Here is a 3,637-nt window from a genome sequence, read left to right on the forward strand (position 1 = left end):
GACTTCTTTGTATATCTATATCCTCTGCGGTTTTAGATACATTCCAGTTGTTCTTTTCCAATTTAAACTTAATGTATTCTTTCTCTGCATAGTCTTTGTAATCCTGAAAGCTGGTAAAAGAATCGAAGTCTATGCCTGCACCAGCACCGTGAGAATTGTTTACAGATGCTTTAACGGGTTCATAAATGCTCTCGTTGGGGTTAGAGTATACTCTAACATCTTCATCTGTAATAACTTTATCACTTAGGATAATAAGCCTTTCGATAACATTTCTTAATTCACGGATATTACCGCTCCAGGGCAGGAGTTTAAGAGCCTCATGTGCCGCTATTGATATTTGTTTTACAGGCATTCCGTAGTCGGCACAGATTTCCTCACAAAAAGTTTCCGATAGGAGGGGGATGTCACTTGTCCTGTCTACCAAAGGCGGTACATGAATGTGGATCACATTTAAACGGTGATATAAATCCATTCTAAAGTTTCCATTCTCAATCTCTTTTAGCAGATCTTTGTTAGTAGCGGCAACAACTCTCACATTAACATCTATTTCCTTTTCTCCGCCCACACGGGTTATTTTGTTTTCCTGTAATGCTCTTAGTACTTTAGCCTGTGCAGAAAGGCTCATGTCGCCAATTTCGTCGAGGAATAAAGTGCCACCGTTAGCCTGCTCAAACTTTCCTATTCTTTGTTTTACAGCAGAAGTAAAAGAGCCCTTTTCATGTCCAAATAATTCTGACTCTATTAATTCGGAAGGAATAGCCGCACAGTTAACTTCTACTAAAGGACCCGTAGCACGGTTAGATTTCTCATGGAGCCATCTGGCCACAAGCTCTTTACCACTACCGTTTGCACCAGTAACCAATACGCGGGCATCGGTAGGAGCAACCCGGTCTATGGTTTCTTTTATTTTCTGGATTGCGGGAGATTCACCTAAGATCTCTCTGGTTTTAGTTTTGCTGACTTTCTGTTTTAGAGCTTTTGTTTCTGTAACTAACGAACCTCTGTCAAGGGCGTTACGAACTGTAATCAGCAGTCTGTTTAAATCTGGTGGTTTGGAAATAAAGTCAAAAGCGCCTTTTTTGGAAGCTTCGATAGCAGTTTCTACTGTTCCATGTCCAGATATCATGATGAAGGGAAGGTCCGGCTTAAGAGAAAGCCCTTTTGTAAGCACTTCCATACCGTCCATCTTGTTCATTTTGATGTCGCAGAGGACAAGATCGAAGTTTTTCTTTTTGATAAGTTCAAGCCCGTCTATACCGTTGTCTACGTCTTCTACCTCAAAATTTTCATATTCAAGGATGTCACGTAATGTACTTCTGATAGCTCTTTCATCATCAATAATTAAAATTTTTGCCATAAAGATTGGTTCATTCAGTTTTTGCTATGAACTGTATACTAAAGTATACATTTTATAAATAAAAAAAAAGTCCTGCAGAAAATGCAGGACCTCAAAACACGTAATAAATGCAAATTTATAAGCCGGGTTCTGTAATCCTGTATTTCTACAGGATTCCTCTATCATTTATCTTGCCATAACATTGCTGTTATGATCTAACGACCTACCCTTCCCGATAGTTTTCTGAGAAAACAGCAGAGCGGGCCGCCCTGTCGCTCGGGATTTATTTGGTCTTTCAACGCCTGAGGTTTACCACGATGTATGTCGCCATACAAAGTCGTGAGCTCTTACCTCACGTTTTCACCTTTTCCCCGGTTAGCCGGGGTAGTTTATTTTCTGTAGCACTTTCTGTCATCTTTATTACAAGATGCCTTCCCGTTAGGAAGCAAGCTGCCCTGTGTTGCCCGGACTTTCCTCTCTTCCGATAAATCGAAACAGCGATAGAGCCATTTGCATTACAAATTTACGATTTTATTCGCAATTCTTATTTAATGCAGCTTCTACTTCTGTTACATCATAGATGCCCTGTTCATTTCCAAAGGTGTTGGTAATGTATGTAAGTATCTTGGCGATATCTATTGCTGCCAGATGACTCTCGGCGGGCATTGGAGTTTGATAAGTTTCACCATTAACAACAATGGTGTCATCTAACCCGTATTTTACGATGCAGGCGAGTTTGTCTCTGTTTCGTTTTAAAAATGTAGTATCGCTTAGAGGTGGAATAACTCCTCTCAATCCCGTTCCGTCTGCCATATGACAGCTCTGACAATGATCTTTATACAATGTTAAGCCGTCGGAATAATATCGCTGGTATTTGATCTCCTGTTCGCTACATGATGATATGAACAATAGCGTAATCACTCCCAGGAATAAAATCCACAAAATATGCTTTCTCATAGTGATTATTGTTGATACTCCTTTAAAAGTGTTGGAATGTCTGCTATTAGTTTATCTACTTCAGTTTCATCGGTACCATTGTATGCACCCCTGATATGACCTTGTTTATCTACTAAAATAAAATAGCCGGAATGCATAATACCGCCCGGAGCTTTGGCATCTTCCTCTGCGATATTCATATAACCGTTTCTTGCCAGTTGATATACCGTTTCACGATCTCCATAAACAAAATGCCATTTATTGCCGTCTACAGCTAGTTTTTCCTGATATTTTTTTAGTACAGGTATAGTATCTCTCTTCGGGTCTATCGTATGCGAAATAAACTCTAGTTGCGGTTCATTCTTATATTTCTCATAAATACGCAGCATCTGTTTTTTCATAACAGGACAAATAGATGGACAGGAAGTGAAGAAAAAATCTGCAATGTAAATTTTATCACTCATCTTGTGGTTGTCAATAACTATACTGTCCTGATCCAACAGAGAGAAAGCAGGTATCGTCTGATAAACAGAATCAACTACTGTTTTTCCATCTACATTTTTTTCAATAGCCTCGCGATGTCCCAAATAAGGTAACTTATCGCTCTTTTTGTCTCCTGAACAACCAGATCCGATATAAGTAAACAAACTTAAGGCTGCAAGCTTAAAAAAATAGTTCTTCATGTTATTTATGTTTCTGGATAATTGCTTTGCTTCTGGACAAAGATTGATCAAATAATACTTTTACAGAATCGATACCTTTGCGTTGCTGAGCTAAATAATCTATAACCTGCTGATGAGACATTCCTGTATAGTCAGGATTGAAATTGTGCATCCATTGCATCATAGCTTCATCAGCTTTACTCAGTTCGCTTTTTGCACTGTCTATACTTAAGCCTAAAGAGGCAGTATCTACGTTGTTTAAATTTTTAAAATTGTTTCTTAACTGGTCAAGCTGTAGCTGGTCTTCGTTAAGTTCATCCATTCGGGCCATAACAACGTCATGAGCATCCAGAACTTCTTTTTGTAATTTTTCCTGTGCTGCCTTTTCATTTTCACAAGAACTTAAAATAGCAGCAAAACCTAATAATATAACCAGTGGTGAAATTCTAATCTTCATTTTATTTGAGATGTTTAAAAGGATTTTATCATAAAATATATGTTCACACTTAATTGCGTGACATTTTAGAATTCAGAGAGGCTCAAATTTACAATTATTTCTCTTGTAAAGGAATTTATTGTACAAATGCCATTAATCTGACAGGCCATCAACAAATAATGCCTTAAATGTTATTTATTTTTAGCCGGGACGATTTATATACGGTGGAAAATAGTTGCCGGTTTAATTTGCGAATATCGACATACT

Annotated in this window: 4 protein-coding genes and 1 other RNA gene; all 5 read right to left on the reverse strand. The window is 38.1% G+C overall.

Features of this window, described 5'->3' with window-relative positions; all coding sequences use genetic code 11:
• Window positions 1–1,357 (reverse strand): sigma-54-dependent transcriptional regulator (locus ABWO41_RS16595; protein WP_353140405.1); only part of this gene is annotated, 1,357 nt, incomplete at its 3' end.
• A 102-nt stretch (window positions 1,358–1,459) separates the two neighbouring features.
• Window positions 1,460–1,853: RNase P RNA component class A (gene rnpB / locus ABWO41_RS16600), an RNA gene on the reverse strand.
• A gap of 14 nt (window positions 1,854–1,867) precedes the next feature.
• A complete protein-coding gene (locus tag ABWO41_RS16605) occupies window positions 1,868–2,293 on the reverse strand; it encodes a c-type cytochrome (RefSeq protein WP_353140407.1) in 426 nt (141 codons plus the stop codon).
• Between the two features lie 5 nt (window positions 2,294–2,298).
• Entirely contained in the window at window positions 2,299–2,955 is a 657-nt protein-coding gene (locus ABWO41_RS16610; protein WP_353140409.1) for an SCO family protein, read from the reverse strand.
• A 1-nt stretch (window position 2,956) separates the two neighbouring features.
• Window positions 2,957–3,391 carry a hypothetical protein gene (locus ABWO41_RS16615; protein WP_353140411.1) on the reverse strand — a complete coding sequence of 145 codons (435 nt, stop codon included), beginning with the start codon at window positions 3,389–3,391 and terminating at the stop codon, window positions 2,957–2,959.
• Window positions 3,392–3,637 lie beyond the last annotated feature (246 nt).

The sequence above is a fragment of the Pseudopedobacter sp. genome (assembly GCF_040392825.1).
Lineage (GTDB): Bacteria > Bacteroidota > Bacteroidia > Sphingobacteriales > Sphingobacteriaceae > Pseudopedobacter.

Coding starts and splice junctions, on each gene's coding strand:
- ABWO41_RS16610 (WP_353140409.1), bottom strand. CDS start 2,955: ATGAAGAACTATTTTTTTAAGCTTGCAGCCTTAAGTTTGTTTACTTAT.
- ABWO41_RS16615 (WP_353140411.1), bottom strand. CDS start 3,391: ATGAAGATTAGAATTTCACCACTGGTTATATTATTAGGTTTTGCTGCT.
- ABWO41_RS16605 (WP_353140407.1), bottom strand. CDS start 2,293: ATGAGAAAGCATATTTTGTGGATTTTATTCCTGGGAGTGATTACGCTA.